The organism is Streptomyces sp. NPDC089799 (genome assembly GCF_040684755.1).
Taxonomy (GTDB): domain Bacteria; phylum Actinomycetota; class Actinomycetes; order Streptomycetales; family Streptomycetaceae; genus Streptomyces.
In genome coordinates, this window is record NZ_JBFBGR010000038.1 from 43,688 (window position 1) to 64,993 (window position 21,306).

16 protein-coding genes are annotated in these 21,306 nt (G+C 73.0%); 4 read left to right on the plus strand and 12 right to left on the minus strand.

Annotated features, from left to right (window positions below):
- Both AB0O36_RS30970 and AB0O36_RS30975 read right to left on the minus strand, forming a co-directional pair.
- On the minus strand, positions 1-2,079 hold the full coding sequence (locus AB0O36_RS30970; RefSeq protein WP_365115948.1) for a glycosyltransferase: 2,079 nt from the start codon (positions 2,077-2,079) through the stop codon (positions 1-3).
- Positions 2,080-2,185: 106 nt separating this feature from the next.
- On the minus strand, positions 2,186-2,707 hold the full coding sequence (locus AB0O36_RS30975) for a hypothetical protein (RefSeq protein ID WP_365115912.1): 522 nt from the start codon (positions 2,705-2,707) through the stop codon (positions 2,186-2,188).
- Positions 2,708-3,026: 319 nt separating this feature from the next.
- Between AB0O36_RS30975 and AB0O36_RS30980 the strand changes: the two genes are divergently transcribed.
- From AB0O36_RS30980 to AB0O36_RS30990, 3 genes are all read left to right on the plus strand, one after another.
- Positions 3,027-3,974, plus strand: a complete 948-nt coding sequence (locus AB0O36_RS30980; protein ID WP_365115914.1) for a glycoside hydrolase family 16 protein — start codon at positions 3,027-3,029, stop codon at positions 3,972-3,974.
- A gap of 264 nt (positions 3,975-4,238) precedes the next feature.
- A complete protein-coding gene (locus AB0O36_RS30985) occupies positions 4,239-6,524 on the plus strand; it encodes a LamG-like jellyroll fold domain-containing protein (protein ID WP_365115915.1) in 2,286 nt (761 codons plus the stop codon).
- Positions 6,525-6,620: 96 nt separating this feature from the next.
- Positions 6,621-7,193, plus strand: a complete 573-nt coding sequence (locus AB0O36_RS30990; protein WP_365115917.1) for an antibiotic biosynthesis monooxygenase — start codon at positions 6,621-6,623, stop codon at positions 7,191-7,193.
- Here the strand turns inward: AB0O36_RS30990 and AB0O36_RS30995 are convergent.
- The 10 genes from AB0O36_RS30995 to AB0O36_RS31040 form a co-directional block, all read right to left on the minus strand.
- On the minus strand, positions 7,183-8,604 hold the full coding sequence (locus AB0O36_RS30995) for an amidase (RefSeq protein WP_365115919.1): 1,422 nt from the start codon (positions 8,602-8,604) through the stop codon (positions 7,183-7,185). The genes AB0O36_RS30990 and AB0O36_RS30995 overlap by 11 nt on opposite strands.
- A gap of 146 nt (positions 8,605-8,750) precedes the next feature.
- Positions 8,751-9,416 carry a spherulation-specific family 4 protein gene (locus tag AB0O36_RS31000; protein WP_365115921.1) on the minus strand — a complete coding sequence of 222 codons (666 nt, stop codon included), beginning with the start codon at positions 9,414-9,416 and terminating at the stop codon, positions 8,751-8,753.
- A complete protein-coding gene (locus AB0O36_RS31005; RefSeq protein ID WP_365115922.1) occupies positions 9,413-10,384 on the minus strand; it encodes an NAD-dependent epimerase/dehydratase family protein in 972 nt (323 codons plus the stop codon). Before AB0O36_RS31005 ends, AB0O36_RS31000 begins: the two co-directional genes overlap by 4 nt.
- Positions 10,385-10,391: 7 nt before the next feature.
- Positions 10,392-11,105, minus strand: coding sequence for a sugar phosphate nucleotidyltransferase (locus AB0O36_RS31010; protein WP_365115924.1), 714 nt, complete (start codon positions 11,103-11,105; stop codon positions 10,392-10,394).
- A 31-nt stretch (positions 11,106-11,136) separates the two neighbouring features.
- Positions 11,137-12,138, minus strand: coding sequence for a GDP-mannose 4,6-dehydratase (locus AB0O36_RS31015; RefSeq protein WP_365115926.1), 1,002 nt, complete (start codon positions 12,136-12,138; stop codon positions 11,137-11,139).
- 225 nt (positions 12,139-12,363) lie between these two features.
- Entirely contained in the window at positions 12,364-13,845 is a 1,482-nt protein-coding gene (locus AB0O36_RS31020) for a hypothetical protein (protein ID WP_365115928.1), read from the minus strand.
- Entirely contained in the window at positions 13,842-15,845 is a 2,004-nt protein-coding gene (gene pelF / locus AB0O36_RS31025) for a GT4 family glycosyltransferase PelF (protein ID WP_365115930.1), read from the minus strand. The genes AB0O36_RS31020 and pelF overlap by 4 nt, the downstream gene beginning before the upstream one ends.
- 94 nt (positions 15,846-15,939) lie before the next feature.
- Positions 15,940-18,108 carry a hypothetical protein gene (locus AB0O36_RS31030; protein WP_365115932.1) on the minus strand — a complete coding sequence of 723 codons (2,169 nt, stop codon included), beginning with the start codon at positions 18,106-18,108 and terminating at the stop codon, positions 15,940-15,942.
- Between the two features lie 418 nt (positions 18,109-18,526).
- Positions 18,527-19,051: a hypothetical protein gene (locus tag AB0O36_RS31035; RefSeq protein ID WP_365115933.1), complete on the minus strand. Its 525-nt coding sequence runs from the start codon at positions 19,049-19,051 to the stop codon at positions 18,527-18,529.
- Between the two features lie 298 nt (positions 19,052-19,349).
- Positions 19,350-20,513: an agmatine deiminase family protein gene (locus tag AB0O36_RS31040; protein WP_365115934.1), complete on the minus strand. Its 1,164-nt coding sequence runs from the start codon at positions 20,511-20,513 to the stop codon at positions 19,350-19,352.
- 156 nt (positions 20,514-20,669) lie between these two features.
- On the opposite strand from AB0O36_RS31040, the gene AB0O36_RS31045 reads away from it, so the two are divergent.
- Positions 20,670-21,305, plus strand: coding sequence for a TetR/AcrR family transcriptional regulator (locus AB0O36_RS31045; protein ID WP_365115936.1), 636 nt, complete (start codon positions 20,670-20,672; stop codon positions 21,303-21,305).
- The last annotated feature ends 1 nt before the right edge of the window (position 21,306 follow it).

Below are 21,306 nucleotides of genomic sequence, written 5' to 3' on the forward strand. Positions count from 1 at the left end.
TCAGGCCTCCACCGGTGCGGCGGCGACCTCGCCGGTGCGCCGGAGCTTCTGCCAGCGCAGCCGGCCACCGGTCATGGCCGTGATCGCGGACTGCAACAGGACGATGTACATCAGCTGCCGGTAGACCAGCTGCTGGATCGGCAGGCTGATCAGGTGCCAGGGCTTCTCTCGGTCGAGCCGGAAGGCGTACCAGGACAGTGCGCCCTGGAGCAGGATGAAGCCGCCCCAGCCGGTGAGGGTGAGCCGGGCGTCCCCGAAGAACACGCCGTAGAGCAGGAACAGGTCGACCAGCGGCGCGAGCAGCGGGGCGACCACGCCGAACAGCACGACGAGCGGAAGTCCGAGCCGGCCGAACCGCCCGGCCGGGCCGCGGGAGGTCACCGCGCCGCGGTGCTTCCACATCGCCTGCATGCTGCCGTAGCTCCAGCGGTACCGCTGGGACCAGAGCTGCTGCAGGCTGGCGGGGGCCTCGGTCCAGGCGCGGGCGTGCTCGGCGTAGACGATCCGCCAGCCCTCGCAGAGCACGGCGATGGTGATGTCGGTGTCCTCGGCGAGGGTGTCGTCGCTCATCCCGCCGACCTCCTGCAGGGCCTCCTTGCGGAAGGCTCCGACCGCGCCGGGGATGGTGGGGATGACGTTGAGGATGTCGTACATCCGGCGGTCCAGGTTGTGGCCGAGGACGTACTCGATGTGCTGCCAGGCGCCGATCAGGCTCTCTCGGTTGCCGACCTTGGCGTTGCCCGCGACCGCGCCGATCGCCGGGTCGCCGAAGGGCTGGACCAGCTCGCGCACGGTGGACGGTTCAAAGACGGTGTCGCCGTCCATCATCACGATGATGTCGTGCGAGGCGGCCGCGATGCCGGTGTTGAGCGCGCTGGACTTGCCGCCGTTGACCTGGCGGATCAGGCGGACGAACGGCAGGTCCATCTCCTCGACGATGTCCGCGGTGCCGTCCGTGGAGCCGTCGTCGATGACGATGACCTCGATCGGATGGTCGCTGGCGGCCAGCGAGTTGAGGGTGTTGGCTATGCACTCGCGCTCGTTGTACGCCGGGACCAGTACGGTGACCGGCCCGGTGACGGGCGGGCCCCAGGCGTCGCGGCGCTTGGAGCGGCGGGCGTGGACCGGAGCGAGGACGATCATCAGCGCGAACCGGCCGAAGTTGAGGAAGCCCACGACGGCGAGCAGCCCCACCAGCACCGGCAGGGTGAGTACGGCGAACTGGGTGGCCCAGATGAATCCCTTGCCCGCCCACAGCTGGTACCCGTCCACCGGCACGGTGGCGCTGGAGGCGCCGAGCGCCTCGGAGATGGTGGTGAAGCGGTAGCCCTGGGCCTTCAGTCTGTCGATGATCTGCCCGAGCGCGGTGATGGTCTGGGTGCGGTCGCCGCCCGCGTCGTGCAGCAGGATCAGCGCGCCCGCCCCCGGCCTGGCCGGCATCGCGGCCTTGACGATCGCGTCGACGCCGGGGCGCTTCCAGTCGTCGGTGTCGCGGTCGATGAACGCGGTGAGGTAGCCGCGCGCACCCACGTACTTGATCACCGGGTAGTTCCAGTCGTCCATCGCCGTGGCGTCGGAGGAGTACGGCGGCCGGAACAGCGCGCTGTGGACGCCCGCCACGCCGGCCAGCGCCAGCTGGGTCTGCGCCAGCTCCCAGCTGATCCGGGAGTGGGACTGGTACACCAGGTCGGGGTGGGTGAAGGTGTGCACGCCGAGTTCGTGGCCGCCCGCGACGATCTGCCGGATCAGCTCCGGGTTGCGCGTGGTCATGGCGCCGGTCACGAAGAAGTCCGCACGGACGTCGCGGGCCGCGAGCACCTCGAGGATCTTCGGGGTCCACTTCGGCGAGGGACCGTCGTCGAAGCTCAGCACGGCGGTGCGGTCGGGGATGTGATAGCTCACCGGCTCCGCGTTCCTGGCGCCGCGCGCGTCGATGACCGGACCGCCCTTGAGGAGGCCGACCGGCACGGTCGTCTTGTCGACCGAGATGGCGATCCGGGAGTCGTGGAACACCTCGTTGGTGGCGAGGCCGCGCAGGACGAGGAGCGCGAGCAGGCAGGCCAGCAGGGACAACGGCATGAAGAAGCGCAGCGGCGGCGCGGCCAGTCGGCGCGGCCTGAGCAGGGACTGCCGGCGGCGCTGGTGGCGGGACAATGACGCTCCTGGAGACGGTGGGTGCGGACGATCAGGGCTGCTTGGCCGTTTGACCCGAGGGTTTCGCCCCGCGCGGCGCGGCGCCCGTGGGCTTCGAGGGGGTGGCCGTGCGCTTCGCCGGGCCGGCCGGGGTCTTCGTGGCGGAGGCCCCGTTCTTCGGGGGGACCACCGCGGTCTTCGCCGTGGAGGCCGCGGTCTTCGCCCGGGGGGTCGCGGACTGCCGGGCCGTCCGGAGTGGGGACGGCGCGGCGGACGCGGACGACCGGGTGGGCGACGGCGACGGTACGGGTGGGGGCGGCGGGGCGGGCGACCACGAGGGCTGCGCCGGTACGCCCATCACGGGGGCGTCGGCCTGTACGCCGATCAGGCTGCTGCCCATGGCGATCGCCAGGATCGCGCCGACCACGGAGACCGGCCAGGCGAAGCCCCGGAGCAGACGGCCGCGCAGACCCGACTGGTCGACGAACACCGGTGCGGGAGCGGGCTCCTCGACGTCCGATCCGGACATTTCAGGCTGCGCCGGGTATGCCGATCCGCGTTCGAAGGGAGTCATGACTGGGCGCACCTTGCGAGGGCCTTTCAGTGCAGGGTACGTGGACCGCGGAATCGCAGGGCGAACGCTAGTGCACCGGCCCGTTTCGACTTGGGCCCGATATATGCATTTGGAGCGATCTGCTCGGGTGCCGTAATCGGATCGAAATGCCAATTGGCAATACCGGCCGGTAAACCCGCCGGTACGGTCACCGCATACCGGTCGGTAAGCATTCGGTCCATCCGGCGTTCACATTGGCCCTTAGGATGACCCCCTCGTGTGACCGGTAATTGATCTTTATGCAAGGGGCGCGTCCGCGTACCGCCTCCAAGGAGTCCGTGTGAGCCACCCCCGCCGCACCTCTCGTCGCCGCGCGTGGGCCGCGCTCGCGCTGCCCGCCCTCCTGTGCGCGCTCGCCGCGTGTTCCGGCGGCCCCGGCGGCCCCGGCGACGATGCCGCCGCGCCCGCCACGGGCGTCTCGCCGTCCCCGTCCGGACCGCCGGGAACCGTGTTCGACGGATTCCGCTACAGCGGCCCCGAAGACCCGGCGCTCGCCGCCCACGGCTGGGAGGTCCGTACCGGTGGGGGCGGCCCGGGGATCAAGGACACCTGGTCCGCCGCCGGCGCCGGCTTCCCCTCCGACCCGTCCGCCCAGGGGGGCAGGGTCCTCAGACTGCGGTCCTCCACCGACGGCACCAGGCAGGGCACCGGGCAGGTCGAGGTGCAGAGCACCGGCCGGAACTTCTTCACGGGGACCTTCGCCGCGCGGGTCCACTTCGGCGACAGGCCCACGAGCGGCCGCAACGGCGACCACGTCGTGCAGACCTTCTTTCCGATTTCCCCCTCGGACTCCTCGGCGGACTACAGCGAGCTCGACTTCGAGTACCTGCCGAACGGCGGCTGGGGTTCGGTGGGTCCGCGACTCGACAACGTCAGCTGGTACAAGGCCGATCCGCCGGACCGGGTGAGCCACACGCTCAAGCGGCGGCTGGAGGGCTGGCACATTCTGATGATCACCGCCATGAACGGAAAGGTCGTCTATTCCCTGGACGGCAAGGAGTTGTTCACCAGTTCCGGCAAGTACGTACCGCGCGAAAAGATGGACGTCCACTTCAGCAGCTGGTTCATCGACCTCCCCTTCACCGGCGCTCCCCGCACCTGGGAGACGAAGGTCAACTGGTTCTACTACAAGGCCGGTGAGGCGGTTTCCCAGGCGGACGTGCTGAAGACGGTGGACGGCTTCTACGGCGCCGGCACCGACTACGTCAACACCCTGCCGAAGTCCTGACCCGCTGAATTTTCGTCAATAGAGCGCGGGCGCAGCAGGTTTTCATCTCGATTCGATAACGGACCCAGGGGCGGCGCCCGCGCCGCCCCGCTCCGGCCTGCCCAACTTGCCTGGTTTCAAAGGGATATGATTCTGCGTCAGGTGTAGTCGCCGGGTAACGTTCCGACATCGCGTCGCATCCTTCCATTTGCCCGAATTTTCCCGCGCTCCCCTCTGGCACCCTTTCGCCATCCCCTCGTCCAACCCTTGATCATTGAGGTGCTGATGGTGACCGGAAGACGCAGATCCAGAGGGCTGGCGGCTGCCCTCGTCCTGTCGCTGGCGGCTGCCGGCGCCGGGATCGCCGTGGTCGTGACACCGCGCGCCTCGGCCGTCACCCCGCCCGTGTCCTTCACCGCCGACAACCTGCCCGTCTGGCAGACCAACGGCATCGTGTGGGCGATGACCCAGGTGAACGGGACCGTGTTCACCGGCGGCACCTTCTCCGAGCTCCGTCCGCCGGCGGGCGCGGCCGGCACGCCGCAGCAGGCGGTGAACTTCGCCGCGCTGGACGCCGCGACGGGTAACCCCACCTCGTGCAAGCTCTCCTTCACCGCCACCAGCAGCACCGCGACCGTGCGCTCCCTGGTCGTCTCGAAGGACCGGAAGACCCTCTACGCGGGTGGCCGGTTCGGCGCCGTCAACGGTGTCAAGGTCTCCAACGTCGCCGCGATCGACATAGCGGGCTGCACCCCGAAGGCGGGCTTCCACCCGGGCTTCTCGGCCACCGTGCGCGCGCTCGCCGTCTCCGACAACACCCTCTACGCGGCGGGTGACTTCGGTACGGTCCAGGGCCAGACCCGCCAGAAGTTCGCCGCCGTCGACGCCGCCACGGGGGCCCTGCGGCCCTTCACCGCGAACGCCGACGAGTCGGGCCGCGCCATCGAACTCACCCCGGACGGCAAGAGCGTGCTGCTCGGCGGTGACTTCTTCACCCTCAACGGCGCGAACAGCCATGCCCTGGCCGTGGCCGACGCGACGTCCGGCGCGGTGAAGAAGACGTACAACACCTTCCACCCCCTCTCGGTCGTGATGGACATCGCCACCGACGGCAACGGCTTCTACACGGGCAACCAGGGCAACGCCGGCGGGGTGTTCGACGGGCGCACCGCCTTCAGCCTGAGCGACTTCAGCGAGCGCTGGCGGGACCGCTGCCTGGGGGCGACCCAGAACGTGCTGCCCTACGACGGCGTGCTCTACGTCTCCTCCCACGCGCACAACTGCGCCACCGAGGGCGAGTTCCCCGACGACGGGAAGCGCCGCTACCTGATGGCGCAGCCCACCCAGCACAAGACCGCTCCGGCTCCGGTGGACGGGTACGTGCCCGGTCCGCGCAAGCTCGGCTGGTTCCCGGCCGTCAACGGCGGCATCGGCGAGGGCGTCGGCCCGCGCGTCATGGCGGTCTCGTCGAAGGGCGACACGGCGTACATGTGGGTCGGCGGTGAGTTCACCACGGTCAACGGCAAGCCCCAGCAGGGCCTGACCCGTTTCGCGTCCACCGGCGACACCGGCGTGCCGACCACCCCGGTCGCGAGCGCGGGCAGCATCCGGCCCGGCGAGGTCCAGGTCCGCTGGCGCACCAGCTTCGACACCGACGACAGCCGGCTGACGTACCGCATCTACCGCAACGGGGCGGCCACGCCCGTGCACACGATGACCGCCGACTCGGTGGAGTTCGAGCGGCGGCAGGCCTCCTGGACGGACACCGCGGTCACGGCCGGCCAGACCTACACCTACCGGGTCACGGCCACCGACGGCGCGGGCAACACCAGCGCGCGGTCGGCCACCGTCTCCGTGACGGTCCCGGCCTCGGCGCAGGCGTACCCGAACCAGGTCCGTGCGGACGGCGCCACCCTGTACTGGCGCTACGACGACACCGTCAGCCCGTACGTGGCGGACTCCTCCGGCGGCGGCACCAGCGGCGTCCAGGTGGGCGCACCGGCCCTCCGGCAGACGCCCGGCGCGGTCGCCGGCAGCACGGCCATGGGCTTCAACGGCACGGGCCAGCAGGTCTACAGCGACCACCGCGAGACGGTGGGCGGCTCCTACACGCTGGAGACCTGGTTCAAGACCGGTACCACGCGCGGCGGCAAGCTGATCGGCTTCGGCAACAACACCACCTGGCTCAGCGGCCAGTACGACGCACAGCTCTACCTGACCGACACCGGCCGCCTGGTGTTCGGCGTGTACTCCGGCTCGACGTACACCCTGGCCACGCAGTGGTTCGACACGTACAACGACAACCGGTGGCACCATGCCGTCGCGACCCAGGGGCCGGCCGGAATGACGCTCTACGTCGACGGTCAGAGCAAGGGCACGCTGAACGTCGCCTCGCGCGGGAGCTACACGGGCTACTGGCACGCCGGCGGCGACAACCTCGCCGGATGGCCGGGCCGGTCGGCCAGCGACTTCTTCGCCGGCCAGCTGGACGAGACGGCCGTCTACCCGAAGGTGCTCACCGCCGCCCAGGTCAAGAGCCACTTCGAGGCGGCGACGGCGTCCGTGAAGTGATCCCGGTCCCCCGGTCCCGGCGGGCGGTTGCCTGCCGGGGCGGGGGGTGCGGCGCGTAGAGTGTGGGCGGGCGCGGCGTGATCATGAGGAGTTCACGTGACCGCGGTCAGCCTTGAGCACACCACCGTCCCCGCCGACGACGGCGAGGTGACCCTGCTGATAGCCCGCCGTGTGGAGCCCGGCCACGAAGCCGCCTTCGAGCTGTGGGCGAAGGGCATCCTGGAGAGTGCGGCCGCCTTCCCCGGCCACCTGGGGTACGGGCTCTTCCGCTCGTCCGGCGGTGACGCCCCCTGGTTCCTCGTCCACCGTTTCCGGAACGCGGAGGCGTGCCGGGCCTGGCAGGACTCGCCCGAGCGGGCGGCCTGGTTCGCCGACTGCCGGGGCCACCACCACACCGAGATCGCCCGGCGCACGCTGACCGGCATGGAGACCTGGTTCGCCAAGCCGGGCTCGACCCAGCCCGCACCGCCCCGGTGGAAGATGGCGGTCAGCGCGACGCTCGCGGTCTACCCGATCTCCGTGCTCGGCGGGCTCTTCCTGGTGCCCCACCTGAGCACGCTGCCCCTGCTGCTCAGCAGCGCGGTCACGGCCGGTGTCTTCAACGTGCTGATGACCTACGCGGCGATGCCGGCCGTGAGCAGGCTGCTGCGCGGCTGGCTCACCCGCTGACGTCCTGGATGCGGCGGAAGGGACGGTCGGCCTCCAACTCGAACGCGAGCTCCAGCAGAGTGCGTTCGGCGCCGGGGCGGCCGGAGAACATGACGCCGACGGGCAGCCCCCCTTCGGTCGCGTCCGGGGCCGGCAGCGAGATCGACGGGGTGCCGACCACGTTGTTGACCGGGGTGAACGCCACGTAGGAGAGCATCCGTTCGATGAGCTCCGGGTAGGGCACGGCCGGGCTGAGCCGGCCGATCCGCGGTGTGGTGTGGGCGAGCACGGGCGTGAGGATCAGGTCGCGCCCGCGGAAGGACGCCGCGTACGCCTCCTTCGTGCGCTTCAGCCTGCGCAGTACGCCGGGGGTCCGCCGCCAGTTCGCCAGGTAGGACTCGCGCAGCCCCCGGCTGAGGCTGTCCATCCGGCGGTGGTCGAAGTCGCGGCCGAGGGTGCGGCCGGTGACGCCGAGCAGGAACGACAGCATGCCCCAGTAGGCGAGGAAGTCGTCGGTGAAGCTCGGGTCGATGGCCAGCTCCACCGGTTCCACGGTGTGGCCGAGGCGTTCGAGCGCCGTCACGGTGTCCTTGACGGCCGCGCGGGTGGGGTCGTCGGAGCGGACGCCGTTCGGGGAGTCGAGCAGGAAGCCGATGCGCAGCCGGCGCGCCGAGGGGCCCTCGACGAGGCCCAGGGGCGGCAGCTTCGGGTTCCGCCAGTGCGTCTCGGCGGAGGCGAGGAAGGCGGCGGCGTCCCGTACGGAGCGGCTCACCACTCCCTCGGTGACCAGGTCCAGGGGGAGCTGACGGCTCTGGGCATTGGCCACGGTCCGGCCGCGGGTCGGCTTGAGGCCGACGAGTCCGCAGCAGGCGGCGGGGATCCGGATCGAACCGCCGCCGTCGTTGGCGTGCGCGATCGGCACCGCTCCGGCGGCGACCAGCGCCGCGCTGCCGCCCGAGGAGCCGCCCGCCGAATGGTCCGTGTGCCACGGGTTGCGCACCGGCTCGGCGTGCTCGTACTCCGTGGTCGGGCTGAACCCGAACTCGGGCAGCCGGGTCTTGCCCAGCACCGTGACACCGGTGCTCAGGAACTGCCGGGTGAAGGGGGCGTGCCGGCGCGCCGCCACCGGGGTGAAGGCGCCGCTGCCGTGGCCGGTGGGCAGCCCCCGGTAGTCGGTGTTGTCCTTGACGAAGGTCGGTACGCCGGCGAAGGCGCCGGCCGTGCCGGCGGCCGGCGCCGGAGGGTCGAGGTGCGTCTGCACCGCGTTCAGGCGCGCCTCGACCGCGCGTACCCGCTCCGCCGCGTCCCGGGCGGCCTCGGCGGCGCTTGTCTCGCCCCGGCGGATCGCCGCGGCGAGGCCGACGGCGTCGTGTTCTCCCAGGGCGTCGTCCCGGAAGGCGTGCACCGTGGTCCGTTCGTTGGAAGTCGTCACCGCTGTCTCAGCCCCCGCCGCGTGGATGGTCGACCGCCATCATTGCCTACCGGCCGGTAACTGGGGAGGGGTTCGGCGGCACTCCTTCGGCCCGGCCTTCCGCGCACCGACCCCCCGCCACCCTCACCGCCACCGCCCCGCCCCCGTCACCGCCCCCCGTCCGGCTGGAGGGCGGGGGTCGGCTCGGTCCAGGGGTTGGGAAGGTCGCCCGTGACGGGGCCGGCGATCGCCGCCCCGCGTTCGCGGGCGGTGCGCACGGCGAGCCCGGTGAGCGGCTCGGGCACCCCGTAGACCAGGTGGCAGAACCGGTCGGGCGGGTGCCGGAACGTCCACCCCGGCCTGCTGAACGACGAGACGTACGTGGACCAGTGGCCCTCGAAGGTGACCACCAGGTCCGCGAGGCGGAGGTAGCCGGGATCCGGATGGACGCCCGGGTTCAGCACCACCGTTCCCGCCCCCAGCCGGCGCATCGAGCGCACCAGCCGGCGGCAGGCGCGCAGCCCCTCCCCGGACGGCGAGGACCGGTCCAGGAAGCAGCCGTCGACGCCGTACCAGTCCCGGTGGCGGAGGAACTCGGCGGTGGTCTCCGCCGCCGTGCGGGCTCCGTAGGCGCTGTCCACGTAGCCCAGCAGCCGGGCGCCGGCCGCGCGCAGGGCGTCGGCCGCCGCCCGGTACGCGGGATCGGGGCGCGGGCCCGGACCGCTCGCGGGGTTGAGCACCACCGCATGGGTCCGGTCCGCGGCCCTGATCAGCCGGGCCCAGGCTCCCGGGTCCTCCGCCGGGTGGACGTACAGCGGTACCAGGAGGCTCATGGACCGGTGCCGTGGTCGACGGGCGCGGCCCCCCACAGTGCGTCGGCCATGTGGTCCAGCGGGTGTTCCGGCCGCCAGCCCAGGGCCCGTTCCGCGGCGGTGACGTCGGAGCACTGCCACGACACCCGGGCCGAGCGGGACGAGCCGGGTGCTCCGGCCGCCCCGCCGGCTCCGGCCGCACCGGGCGCACCGGAGACTCCGGCCGGGCCGGCCGGCTGCTCCTCGACGCGCCCCCGGAAGCCGGACCGGCGGACCAGTGCCCGCACCAGGTCCCGGGCCGGGACGGCCTCACCGGTGGAGACGTTCAGCACCGGCGGCAGCGGTCCCCGGGCCGTGACCGCGAGCTCCACCGCCCGGGCCACGTCCCGTACGTCCACGAAGTCCCGGTACGCGGACAGGTCGCCCAGCCGCAGCACCGCGGACGGGTCCTGGCCCGCCTCCCGCAGCAGGGCGGTGATCCGGCCGGGCAGACCGGTGGGAGGTGCGCCCGGCCCCACCGGGTTGCCCACCCTCAGCACCACCGCGTCCAGGCCGGAGGCCGTCACCGCGACGGTCCCCGCCAGTTTCGACGCGCCGTACGGGGAGACCGGGCAGGCGGGGTCCGATTCGGCCACCCGGGAGCCGGGAGCGCCCGGCCCGTACTCGGCGGCGGAGCCCAGGTGGACCAGGCGGGCCTCCGGGGCCGCCTCCCGCAGGGCCGCGCACAGGACGGCGGGACCGCGGGCGTTGACCTCGGCGAGGGCGACCGGGTCGTTGCCGGTCGCGCCCGCGCAGTTCACCACGGCGTCGGGGGCCGCCGCGGCCAGCGTCTTGGCCAGCCGCTCGGGACGGTCGAGGGCGAGGTCGACCGCGAAGTCGGCGCCCGGCGAACGGCCGCCGTCGAGGACGCGGACGTCCGGCAGGGCCCGGAGCCGGTCGGCGACGTGGGCGCCCAGGTAGCCGGTGCGGCCCAGGACGAGGATGCGCACGATGTGCTCAGGCCCCCTTGAGGAGCAGGGACTTGCGGCTGGTGAACTCGGCGTTGGCCCGGTCGTAGTCGTCGGGCCGGCCGATGTCCAGCCAGTAGCCGTCGAACTCGTAGGCGTGCGGCGGGTTCCCGTCCTTCAGCAGGTCCAGGACGAGCTCGTCGAAGCCCAGCGGCAGACCGGGGGTGTAGCCGTCGAGGGTGGCCCGGCTGAGTCCGTACACGCCCATGGACACCCGGTAGTCCATGCTGGGCTTCTCGGTGAAGCCGACCACCCGGCTGTCGTCGGTGGTGAGCACCCCGAAGTCGATGTGGACCTTGCGGGGGTACGTCGCGATGGTCAGCGGTGCCGCGGACGCCTCGTGCCGGCGAAGTACGTCGGCGTAGTCCAGGTCGGTGAGGACGTCTCCGTTCATCACCAGGAAGTTCTCCGGGAGCCGGTCCTTGAGGTTGAGCAGCGGGCCCATGGTGCCCAGCGGGCTCTCCTCGGTGGCGTAGTCGATGCGCATGCCCCACTGGGAGCCGTCGCCGACGTAGGCCCGGATGATCTCGCCCAGGTGGCCTATGGCGATGGTGCACCGGGTGAAGCCGGCCGCCGACAGCTGGCGCAGCACGATCTCCAGGATCGCGTGCTGGTCCCCGATCGGGACGAGGGGCTTGGGCAGGGCCGTGGTGTAGGGGCGCAGACGGACTCCCTTGCCGCCCGCCAGGATCACTGCGTACACGGTGGTTCCTCCTTCTCGTGCGGGGCAGGGGTCAGACGTTGTAGATGCCGGTCTTGTAGCGGGCCAGGTTGGCCGGGTCACGGAAGAACTCCGCGGTGTGCCCGAGCCCTTGCTCCAGGGTGTGGGCGGGCGTCCAGCCGGTTGCGGCGGTGAGCCTGGTCGCGTCGGCGACGAGCCGCATCACCTCGGAGGCGGCCGGGCGGAGGCGCTCGGTGTCCTCGCGGACGTCGATGGGCGCGTCCATCACCTTGCCGATCAGCGCCACCAGGTCGCCGACCGAGATCTCGGTGCCGGTACCGGAGTTGAAGGTGTGGCCGACGACCTGCTCCGCGGGGGCGGTGCCGACCGCGAGGAAGGCCGCGGCGGTGTCCTTGACGTAGCTGAAGTCCCGGGTGGGCCGCAGGTCGCCGAGGGTGATGACGCGTTCCCCGGCCGCCACCTGGCCGATGACGGTGGGGATCACCGCGCGCATCGACTGGCGGGGGCCGAAGGTGTTGAAGGGGCGCAGCGTCACCACCGGGGTGCCGAAGCTGGCGTGGTAGCTGTCGGCGAGCCGGTCGCCGCCCGCCTTCGAAGCGGCGTACGGGGACTGGGTGTTGATCGGGTGGTCCTCGGTGATCGGGACCGTCTGCGCGGTGCCGTACGTCTCGCTGGTGGAGGTGTGCACCAGGCGGGGGGTGCCGAGGGCCCGGACCGCCTCCAGCACGTTGAGGGTGCCGGTGACGTTGGTGTCGACGTAGCTGTGCGGCGCCCGGTAGGAGTACGGGATCGCGATGAGGGCGGCCAGGTGGTAGGCGCAGTCGGCGCCTTCGAGCAGCCCGCGGACGGAGCCGGGGTCGCGGACGTCGCCGAGGACGATCTCCACCTGGTCCAGGACGTCGGGGGCGAGCGTCTCCAGCCAGCCGTACGAGGAGAAGGAGTTGTACTGGGCCATGGCCCTGACCCGGTGGCCGGAGGCGACCAGGGCCTCCGTGAGGTGGGAGCCGATGAAGCCCTCGGCCCCGGTGACGGCGGCGAGCGGTGAGGAGGTCAACCGACCTCTCCTTTCCTTTCGGTGGGTGCGCGTGCGGTGCGGAGTGCGGGTTCCGCGAGGTGTCGTCCGCGGTGCGCGGTGCTGAGCGGGTGGTGCGCGGTACGCGGTGGGTGGTGCGCCGGGGATGGTGCGTGTGCGTGGTGCGTGGTGCGCGCTTGCGGTGTGCGGCCGTGGGTGGGCCGCGGGGCGGGCCGGACCGGCGGGATGGCCGGTCCGGCCGGGAGGTCAGGCGTGCGGGGCGGGGCGGCCGAGGAGCCACAGCACGCACCCGGTGAGGCAGAGGGCGGCGGCGCCGCTGCACACCGCCAGGACGGAGGGCTGTGGGGGTCCGGCGAGGGTCACCGCCCCGGCGGTCCCGGCTGCCGCGAGGCAGATCAGGGCCGGCGGCCAGGCCGCCCCGAAGGCCTGCAGCAGCAGGGCGGTCCACAGCGCTGCCGCGAGCAGCGGCAGTGTGGCCGGGGCGGCCCCGGTGAGCAGGGCGGCGGGCACCAGGGGAACGGTGTAGGCGAGCAGGCACAGGGCGAGCACTCCGGACGACCGCAGCAGGAAGGCACGGGGGGTGGCGGAGGCGGCGAGCGCGGCGCCCGACAGGCTCCGGTAGCGGTACAGCAGCCATTCGGCGGGCCCCATGCTCACCGTCAGGACGATCACCGCGTACGGCTCGCGTACGCCTTCCAGCAGCACCAGCACTCCGGCGGCCAGGCCGAACAGCCCGTAGGGCAGGGAGCGCAGCGGCGGCGGGCCGGCGGCGTCCCCGGCAGCGGCCGGGAGGGCGAGGTGGGCGTGCAGGGACCGGCCCGCGACGGCCACGGTGGCGGCCAGGGCGAGCGCGGGGAGGCCGGCGCGGAGCAGCGGACCGGGTTCCCACCAGGGCAGTACGGCGGCGCCCGCGACGACCGGGGACAGCGCGGCGAGCAGCAGGAACTCCTTGCCGAGGACCAGGAGTACGCCGGCTGCGGCCAGGTACAGCGACTGTGCGGCCGCGCCCCAGGTCACCGGGGAGCCCTGGGCGGGTACGGCGGCGGCCGCGGTGGCGAGGAGGGCGCCGAGCGGGGCACCGCGCAGCAGGCTGCGGCCGGCTTCGCGCCGGCCCACGGCCATCCAGGCGTAGGCGCGGTGGCCGAGGGCCTGTCCCCAGGCCCAGGAGAGGATGCCCGCGACGACGAGGGCCGCGGCGTGCTCGCCGGGGTGCCACAGCGGGGCGGTGAGCGGGTAGGCGAGCGCGGGCAGGGCGAACAGCACGCCGCGCAGCAGGCAGCGCAGGGTGTCGGGCTTCCACGGGTCGGGGACCGGGTCCGGTTCGGCGAAGACCCGGGGCACCCGTTCGTAGAGGGCGGCCGCGAGGGAGAAGATGTCGGGGTGCCCGTAGCGCTGCCGGATGGTGTCGGCGGACAGGCCGTCGGCCTCCAGCAGGGCGGCCACCTCGTAGGGGTGGACGGCGGGGCCGACCCGGTCGGCCATCTCCGCGGCGAGCCGGTCGACGGCCGCCTCGTCGCGGTGGGATCCGTCGCGGAGGTCTCCGGGCAGCCGCAGCCCGAGGGTCACCGGGTCGGGCAGCCTCAGCGCCAGCGTCTCTCCGTCGCCGGCCCGGGCGCGGGAAGGGCCTCCGGTGCCGCCGGTACGGGCCGGCCGCTTGGGCACGGCCAGGCGCAGCATCAGGGTGTCGTCCTGGCGGCCGCGCGGTTCGAGGTCCATGGGCCCGCTCATCCGGCCAGGCTCTCTGTGCCGGTGGCGGAGGAACTCCCGCTCAGCACCGGGGAGTCGGGCTGCCCGGCGGACCGGGCGGCGACCGCGGTGCCGGTGTCCCGGCCGGCCCGGTCGCCCGCGCCGTCCACACCGTGCGGGCCGTGCCGGCCGTGGGCGTCCGGCCCGTCGTACGGGTCGTCCTCGTCGGGCAGGGCCCAGGAGGGAACGTGCCGGCGGGGCCGCGGGCCCGCCGCCGCGGCCGGGCCCGCCGGCAGGCCCCCGGCCGCGGCGACGGCCACGGCCAGGGGTGCCGCGGACACCGCGGCCGGTACGGCGGTCACCGGCACGGACGGGTCGTACGCGGCAGCGGTGCGCGCCGGGGGCGCCGACGCCGCGGCGGCGGCGCGCCGCGCGGCCATGCCCGGTCCCGGGATGAGGACGGGTACCGCCGGGGAGACCGGTGCGGTCGCCGTCCGTGCGGACGGGTGCAGCGTCCCGGCACCGGCCTCGGTGCCCGTACCTGCACCCGCCTCGGTGCCCGTCCCCACCGCCGGTCCGGACCCGTCGGCGCGCTCCCGGTCGGGCGAGCCCAGTTCCAGGTAGATGGAGCGGAAGGTGTCGATGGTCTGGCGGAGGGTGAACTGCTCGATGACGCGCAGCCGGGCCGCCTCGCCCATCGCGGCGCGGCGGGGGGCGTCGCCCAGGAGTTCCACGGCGGCGGCGGCCATCGCTGCCGGGTCCCGCGGCGGTACCACCAGTCCGGCCTCGCCGACGGCCTCGCGTACGCCGCCCACGTCGGTGGAGACGGTGGCCCGCCCGCAGGACATGGCCTCGATCAGGGTGAAGGGGAAGCCCTCGCTGATGCTGGACAGCATCACGACGTTGCCGGCCGCATAGGCGTCCTTGATGTCGTCGACCCGGCCCTCGAAGACGACGGCGTCCGCGTGCCCGAGCTCCGCGGCCAGTGCCTCGCAGCGTTCCCGGTAGGCCTCGCCGCCCCGCGGGGTGCCGCCGAAGAGCCGCAGCCGCGCCTCCGGCACCTCGCGTCTGACCAGGTCGAAGGCGCGTATGAGGGTCTCCAGGTCCTTGATGGGGTCGACCCGGCCGGCCCAGCTGAGCGTGGGGACGTCCGGTTCGGGCCCGGCGGGCGGAAAGGCCGCGGGGTCGACGCCGTTGTAGACCGTGCGGATGGACCGCGGGTCGGCGCCGCCCTCCTCCTCCCACAGCCGGTTGTAGCGGTTGCCGGGGGTGATCAGGGCCGCCCGGCGGTAGCTCTCCTCGGCCAGCAGCCGGAAGAAGCCCAGGACGAGGGCCTTCACCGGCCAGCGGTAGGGCGCGGTGCGGTAGCCGATGTAGCGCTCGCGCAGGTAGACGCCGTGTTCGGTGAGCAGCAGCGGGACGTCGTGCCGCTGCAGTCCGGCGAGCCCGGGGAGTACGGCGACGCCGCCGCTGACGGCGTGGGCGACGCCGTGCTGCGGGGGCGGGGTGGCGAGCGGGCGCAGCGCGTGTTCCAGCAGGGTGGTGGCGGTGAGGGCGTCGCGGAGGGTCGGCCGGGCCTCGCGGACGGCGAGTCCGGGCCGGTTCCAGACCGAGGCGAGGACGGTGATCGCCTGGTCGCCGCGGAGGAAGGGGCTCAGGGCTCCGTCCGCCGCGGCGGCGGCCATGGCGTAGAGGGCGGGCGGGAACCCGGCCTCGGCGGTGGGGTCGAGCAGGGCGCTGAGGAACTCGTCGTAGGCCTCGGCCAGCCGGCGCAGGGCCCGCCCGCGGGGCGGCCGCCCCTCGGGCGGCGCTCCCCACATCGGTACCGAACGCACGCTCAGGACGTGCCCGGGCAGGTCCCAGGACACGGCTTCCCGGCCCGTGCCGGTGACCGCGATGACGTCGAAGTCGAGGTCGGGCATGCCCTGGACGAGCTGGTCGCACCAGACGCTGACCCCGCCGTGACTGTGCGGGTAGGTGCCTTCGGTGAGCAGGGTGACACGCGTGCCCGCAGGGCGTCGCGTGCCGTGGTGAACGTGCATGGGTGGGCTCCACGGCCGGGATGTGGGGGTGGCCGGACCGGTCGGTCCGGCCGTCCCGGCCGCGCCGCGCGCGACCGGGAGACGCCTGCTCCGGTCAGTCCCCGGACGTGCCGGTGCGGTGTTCGCGCACGGCCTCGGGGACGTGGGTGCGCGGGGCGGGGTCCGTCACCGGTGCCGGGGCGGCGGCGCCGGCCGGCTGCCCGGCCCGGGCCTCCGGTGCCGCGAGGGCACCGGTGGCGGCGGGGGCGTCCGACGGCAGGGTGAAGGCGAGCGGTGCGCCGGCGGACGGGGTCCAGCCGGAGACGCGGCCCGCGTAGGCGCTGCCGAACGCGGAGCCGCCCAGCCGGGTGCCGGCGGGGAGGCTCGCCGTGACCTGGAGGCCGCTGGGGGCCTCGACGGTGACGGTGTCCCCGATGCGGTACGCGGTGACCTGCCCGGTGCGTACGGCGTCCTTCCAGGCGGCGCGGCGCTGGAGTTCCCGGCCGATGTCCTTCATCCGCAGGTTGACCACGGGGGTGTTGTCGGCGAAGAGGGCGCCGTAGGCGTCCAGGACCCCGTCGAGCACCGGGTAGGCGATGCGCTCCTCCGCCAGGTTGGACTGGTGGATGAAGTGCGGCTTGGGGTCATTGGAGAGGACGTGGCCGAGGGCGGTGCGGATCTCCTGCGGCACGATGTGGCCGGCGTACCCGGTGGCGGTGTCCAGGGGTGCGGTCAGGCAGGTGGTGGTGTCGGCGTGGTCCTCGCAGATGCCGCTGCCGCCCTGGGAGCGCCGGGTGTAGATCCAGTTGTACTCGTCGACCTGCTCGGCGGCGCGGCCCGCGTTGTAGAAGATGTTCATCGGGTAGCGGGCGACGGTGGACGCCTGGCCCACGTTGCGCTGCTCGGGGTCGCGGGAGTTGTCGGAGGCCAGCCAGGCGACGCCGTTGTCGGCGAGGGCGGGTGCCAGGTTGGGGTTGTCCTGGGGCTGCTGGGGCAGCAGGGCCGTCCCCGAGTGCTCGCCGGTGACGAGTTCGTCGTTCTCCAGCGGCAGTCCGGAGGTCTGGCCCCAGACCCGGTTGAGGGCGATCTCGTCGCTGATGGCGGTGCGGCTGACCCACTTGGTGGAGCCGCCGGGGTTGGTGGCGCACCGCCAGGGGACCACGCTGGTGTCCTGTTCGCAGCCGAGGTAGGCGTGCGTGTAGGTGTGGTTGATCCAGCGGAAGCGGCCGCGGTCGGCGATCAGCTTGTCGGCGAGCGGGTCGGCGCCGTTGTTGTCCTCGCGCTGGTCGAGGCTGCCGGCCCCGTTGTAGGCCAGGTCCAGGGTGAAGCCGCGGCGGTTCTGCCAGTCGACGGCCTGTGCGGCGTCGGCGGCGGTCATCCGGATCGGGTTGGGGGTGCCGGCTCCGTTCGCGCAGTCCACGTCGCCGGGGGTGCAGTTGAGCACGGTGTCCCAGCGGTCGTCGGCGGCGAAGACGTCGTCGACGTGGACGGCGAAGTGGTTGCGGGAGGCGCCGAGGTGGACGCCGCCGGTCATCCACTCCACGATGCCTCGGGCCAGCAGCCGGAACTGCTGCTGGTACTGGTTGTAGACGAAGGTGACGACGAGTTCGCGCCGGCCGTCGTGCCGGTACTCGCCGACCAGGGCGCCGCGCCGGGGTGTGCCCGGGATGGGGGCGTCCACGTAGGTGGTGAAGTCCGCGCCGGGAGCGGGTGCCGCGAGGTAGGCGTAACTCTCGCCGACGGTCGGTGAGTTGTCCTCGAAGGGGACGGCACCGTCGAGGTAGCCGAAGGGGCCGCCGCGGCCGGCCGCGGTGACCGAGGCCGATACGCCGTCCAGGCTGCCGCCGTAGCCGCCGGCGGCGAAGTACTGCAGGCCGACGGCGGGGCGGGCCCAGGTGTAGGCGTCGACCTGCGGGACGCCGTAGGTCCGTTCGTAGGAGGCCAGGGCCGCCATCTCGGACGAACCGGCCGGGAACGGGTTGTCGTTGGGCAGGACGACGGCCTGGTACTTGGCGCGCGGCCGGCCGTCCACGGTGTCGGCGAGGAAGGCGGCGTCGACGACGGGCCGCCCGGCTCTCGTCAGGTCGATCTCGGTGTACGGGGTGCCGGCCGAGGCCAGTTCGGCGGCGATGGCCGCGGTGGCCGGTCCGCCGTCGCTCACGACCAGCACCCGCAGGTCGGTGCGGGGCGCCGGGGTGTCGGCCTGCGCCGTCCCGGCGGGCAGGCCGAGGGCGGCTATGAGCGCGCCTGCCGTGAGCACGGCGGTGCGTATGGTCCGCTTCATGCGGTGAAGTCCCCTCCCAGACAGGGGTGAGCACAGCTCCGCACGGAGCGGACGCCCCCCCTTGCTCGCCGCCGGCACCCCCTCAGAAGCCGGTCGCCGATGCATTCGTCGCGTCACATGGTGGTGTCTCTGTGTAGCGTTTGTGGTGATGTTGCGAAAACCGGCGGAAAAGAGCAGGCGCACAGCAGGCGCACAACTCCCCTGCCACAGCGTGAGGTTGGCGCGTACGTTCCACGCGTTCCGGTTCGGCCGTGCGGACCCGGCAGCGCGCGGGGGGTCGAGCGCGCTGGTCCGGGCCCTACGACGCGCCCCGGCGGACCGGGCGGTCCGCCGGGGCGGGATTCCGTTGGAGAGACCACGGGGGGCGCCGGGCCGGCGACTGTTTCAGGCCACCCGCGGCATGCGGCTTGACGGTCCGTCAGGCGCAGAGTACGCGGGTCTCGGGGGTGTACGCCGGGCCGCCGCTGGTGCTGCTGCTGTCGCTGAACTCGGCGTAGTAGTAGCTGTAGAAGCCGATGTTGCCGTTGCAGCCGGAGTCGGCGGCGACCTGGAGGGTCAGCGTGACGGTGCGGCTCTGGCCGGGCGGGATGGTGGCGCCGTAGTTCCCGCCGAGGTTGGCCGGTCCGGTACCCGAGCACGGGGTGCTGCCGGAGGCGGTGGCCAGACTGCACCCGGTGAAGCTGTACTTCAGGTCGGGGCGCTGGGTGGTGAGCCAGGTGGGGTCGATGGTCTGGTAGACGAACCAGATGTCGTAGGTCTTGTTGTTGGTGATGGTCATCGACAGGTTCACGGTGCCACCGGGGGTGGTGGTGGCACTGCTGGTGCTGAACGACAGCGCGGCCGGGGCCGGGTCGGCGCTCGCAGCCGGGGCGAGGCCGAAGAGGGCGAGGACGAAGGCGAGGGCGGCAGCGAGGCCGAGGCGGCCCGTCAGAGGTGATCTCATGGCCCGGGAGGCTAGGCAGCGGGCGAGCACGCCGTCTGCCCCGCGGGGAACGGCGCGGCGGCGGATCGGCCGAAAGTGATCCTCCTGTGAAGACCCTGTGACGAACACGTGAAGGAAGATCACTTAACGTACCCGCCAGCATACGGGGCGTGTCGGCCGGTCCGGGCGGGAACGGGGGGCCGCGTGGGGCCGGTGCGACGTTTTGGCGCACACCCGACGTACGTTCGGGCGGTCCGCGCCGCACCGGCGCGACGCGGACCATGGATTCCCGGCCACAGCGGCGGGTTCCGTACCCCCGTTACGGCACGGGCTGCTGCTGGGTGACGCAGTGGATCCCGCCACCGCCGGTGCCCAGCCGGTCGATGTTGAGCTGTTCGACGGTGCGGCCCGGGAAGAGCCGGGTCAGCAGGGCCTTGGCCGCGGTGTCGGCCCGGGTGTCGCCGAACTGGCCCGAGATGACCGCTCCGTTGCACACGTAGTAGTTGGCGAAGGAGGCCAGGAAGTCAGGGTTGGTCGAGCGGATCTTGTAGTAGTCCGGGCCCTGGAGCTTTTCGACGACCATCGGGGCCCCGGTCGCGGACGTGGCCGCGGAGAGGACCTGGTACTGCTGCCGGGCGTCCTTGGCGTAGGCGTCGTTGTCCGTGGCCAGCGGCATCTGGACAAGGGCCTTGCCGGGGGCGAGGAAGCGGGAGGTCGCGTCCACGTGGTCGTCGGTGATGTCCTGGCCGTAGACCCCGTCGAACCAGATGACCTTGGAGGCGCCGTAGGCGGTGCGCAGCGCGGCCTCGATCTGCGCCTGTGACTTTCCGGGGTTCCGGTTGTTGTTCAGCAGGCTGCTGCGGGTGGCCATGAGGGTGCCCGCGCCGTCCTGTTCGACGGCGCCGCCCTCGCCGACCAGGGCGGCCGAGGTGTAGGGCACCCCGACGTGGGCGGCGACCCGCTGGGCGACCAGCGCGTCCCTGGCGTGGGTCTGCTTGCTGCCCCAGCCGTTGAAGTTCAGGCCGACCGCGTCCAGGCCGCCGGCCCCGTCGGTGCGGAACACCGGGCCGCTGTCGCGCATCCAGCAGTCGTCCACGGGGATGGTGGTGATGACGGTGACGGTCGGTCCGCACAGGGAACGGGCCTTGGCCGCACTCGCGGAGTTGGCGCAGAGGTAGACCGGCTCGTACTTGGCGATGGTGCGGGCGATGAGCGCGATGTCCGACTGGACGCCGCCGAGCTTGCCGCCCCAGATGGAGCTGCTGTCCGGCCAGGCCATCCACGTACGGGTGTGGCGGACGTCCTCGATCGGGACGCTGAAGGCGCCCGCGGCCGCGGGACCGGCGGCGGCTGCGGCCCGCCCGCGGCCCTCGGTCGCCGCGAGCGCGGCGGCCGCGGCGGTGAGTCCCGCCGCGGTCAGGAACCTGCGCCGGTTCATCCCGGCTCCCCCGCCCGCGGGCCGGTTCATTGCGTGGTCGTTCACGGTGTCTCCCGGTTCTCTCCAACTCCCCGCATTCACAACGGGGTTGGCCGGAAAGCTAAAACTGGCCAAGCGCTCGGTCAATAGTTCGCGCAGGGTTCTTCCGGACGATCGGGCAAAGTCGCAGGTGGCTGTGGCCGGGCTGGTTAGAGTGACGCCATGCCAGCTTCCGCGAAGGACTCCGCGCCCCTGTCCGACCCCCCGGCCCGCGCACGGCGGCCCCGGGTCTCGGCGAAGGGCGAGCAGACCCGGGCGCGGCTGACGGCCGCCGCGCGGACCCTGCTGGCGGGTGGCATGAGCGAACGGTTCACCACCCGCAACGTGGCGGCGCTGAGCGGGGTTTCGCACGGGATGTGCCACTACCACTTCCAGGACCGGACGGATCTGGTCCTGGCGGTCATCGCGGACATGCGGCCCGAGTGGATCCTCCCCCTGGAGGAGGCCGTCGGGGCTCCCGGCCCGTTCGCCGAACGGGCCGAGCGGGTGGTCGCGCTGCTGTCCCGGCCGGAGGGTGCCGAACTCTCCCACCTCCATTCCGCTTTGCACTGGCACGCCCTGCACGACGCCCGCATCCGGGAGTGCCTGGAGGGCGAGTACCGGCGCTGGCGAGGCTGTTTCACCGAGCTGTTCGCCGTCCTGGCCGAAGAGCGCGGCGGGGACGTCGACGCACGGCTGCTGGGCGAGGCGGTGGCCGCCGCGGTGGACGGTCTGGCCGCCGTGGAGTCGCTCGGCGCCGATGTCGACTCCGGTCCGGTCCTCCGCACCCTGATCCGCACCCTCGCCGCCGGAGCCTGAA

What these genes read in the sequence shown, in the direction of transcription:
- AB0O36_RS31035 (WP_365115933.1), bottom strand. Translation starts at nt 19,051, where the DNA reads ATGAGATCACCTCTGACGGGCCGCCTCGGCCTCGCTGCCGCCCTCGCC.
- AB0O36_RS31000 (WP_365115921.1), bottom strand. Translation starts at nt 9,416, where the DNA reads ATGAGCCTCCTGGTACCGCTGTACGTCCACCCGGCGGAGGACCCGGGA.
- AB0O36_RS30970 (WP_365115948.1), bottom strand. Translation starts at nt 2,079, where the DNA reads ATGCCGTTGTCCCTGCTGGCCTGCCTGCTCGCGCTCCTCGTCCTGCGC.
- AB0O36_RS31030 (WP_365115932.1), bottom strand. Translation starts at nt 18,108, where the DNA reads ATGAAGCGGACCATACGCACCGCCGTGCTCACGGCAGGCGCGCTCATA.
- AB0O36_RS31020 (WP_365115928.1), bottom strand. Translation starts at nt 13,845, where the DNA reads ATGAGCGGGCCCATGGACCTCGAACCGCGCGGCCGCCAGGACGACACC.
- pelF (WP_365115930.1), bottom strand. Translation starts at nt 15,845, where the DNA reads ATGCACGTTCACCACGGCACGCGACGCCCTGCGGGCACGCGTGTCACC.
- AB0O36_RS31045 (WP_365115936.1), top strand. Translation starts at nt 20,670, where the DNA reads ATGCCAGCTTCCGCGAAGGACTCCGCGCCCCTGTCCGACCCCCCGGCC.
- AB0O36_RS30975 (WP_365115912.1), bottom strand. Translation starts at nt 2,707, where the DNA reads ATGACTCCCTTCGAACGCGGATCGGCATACCCGGCGCAGCCTGAAATG.
- AB0O36_RS30985 (WP_365115915.1), top strand. Translation starts at nt 4,239, where the DNA reads ATGGTGACCGGAAGACGCAGATCCAGAGGGCTGGCGGCTGCCCTCGTC.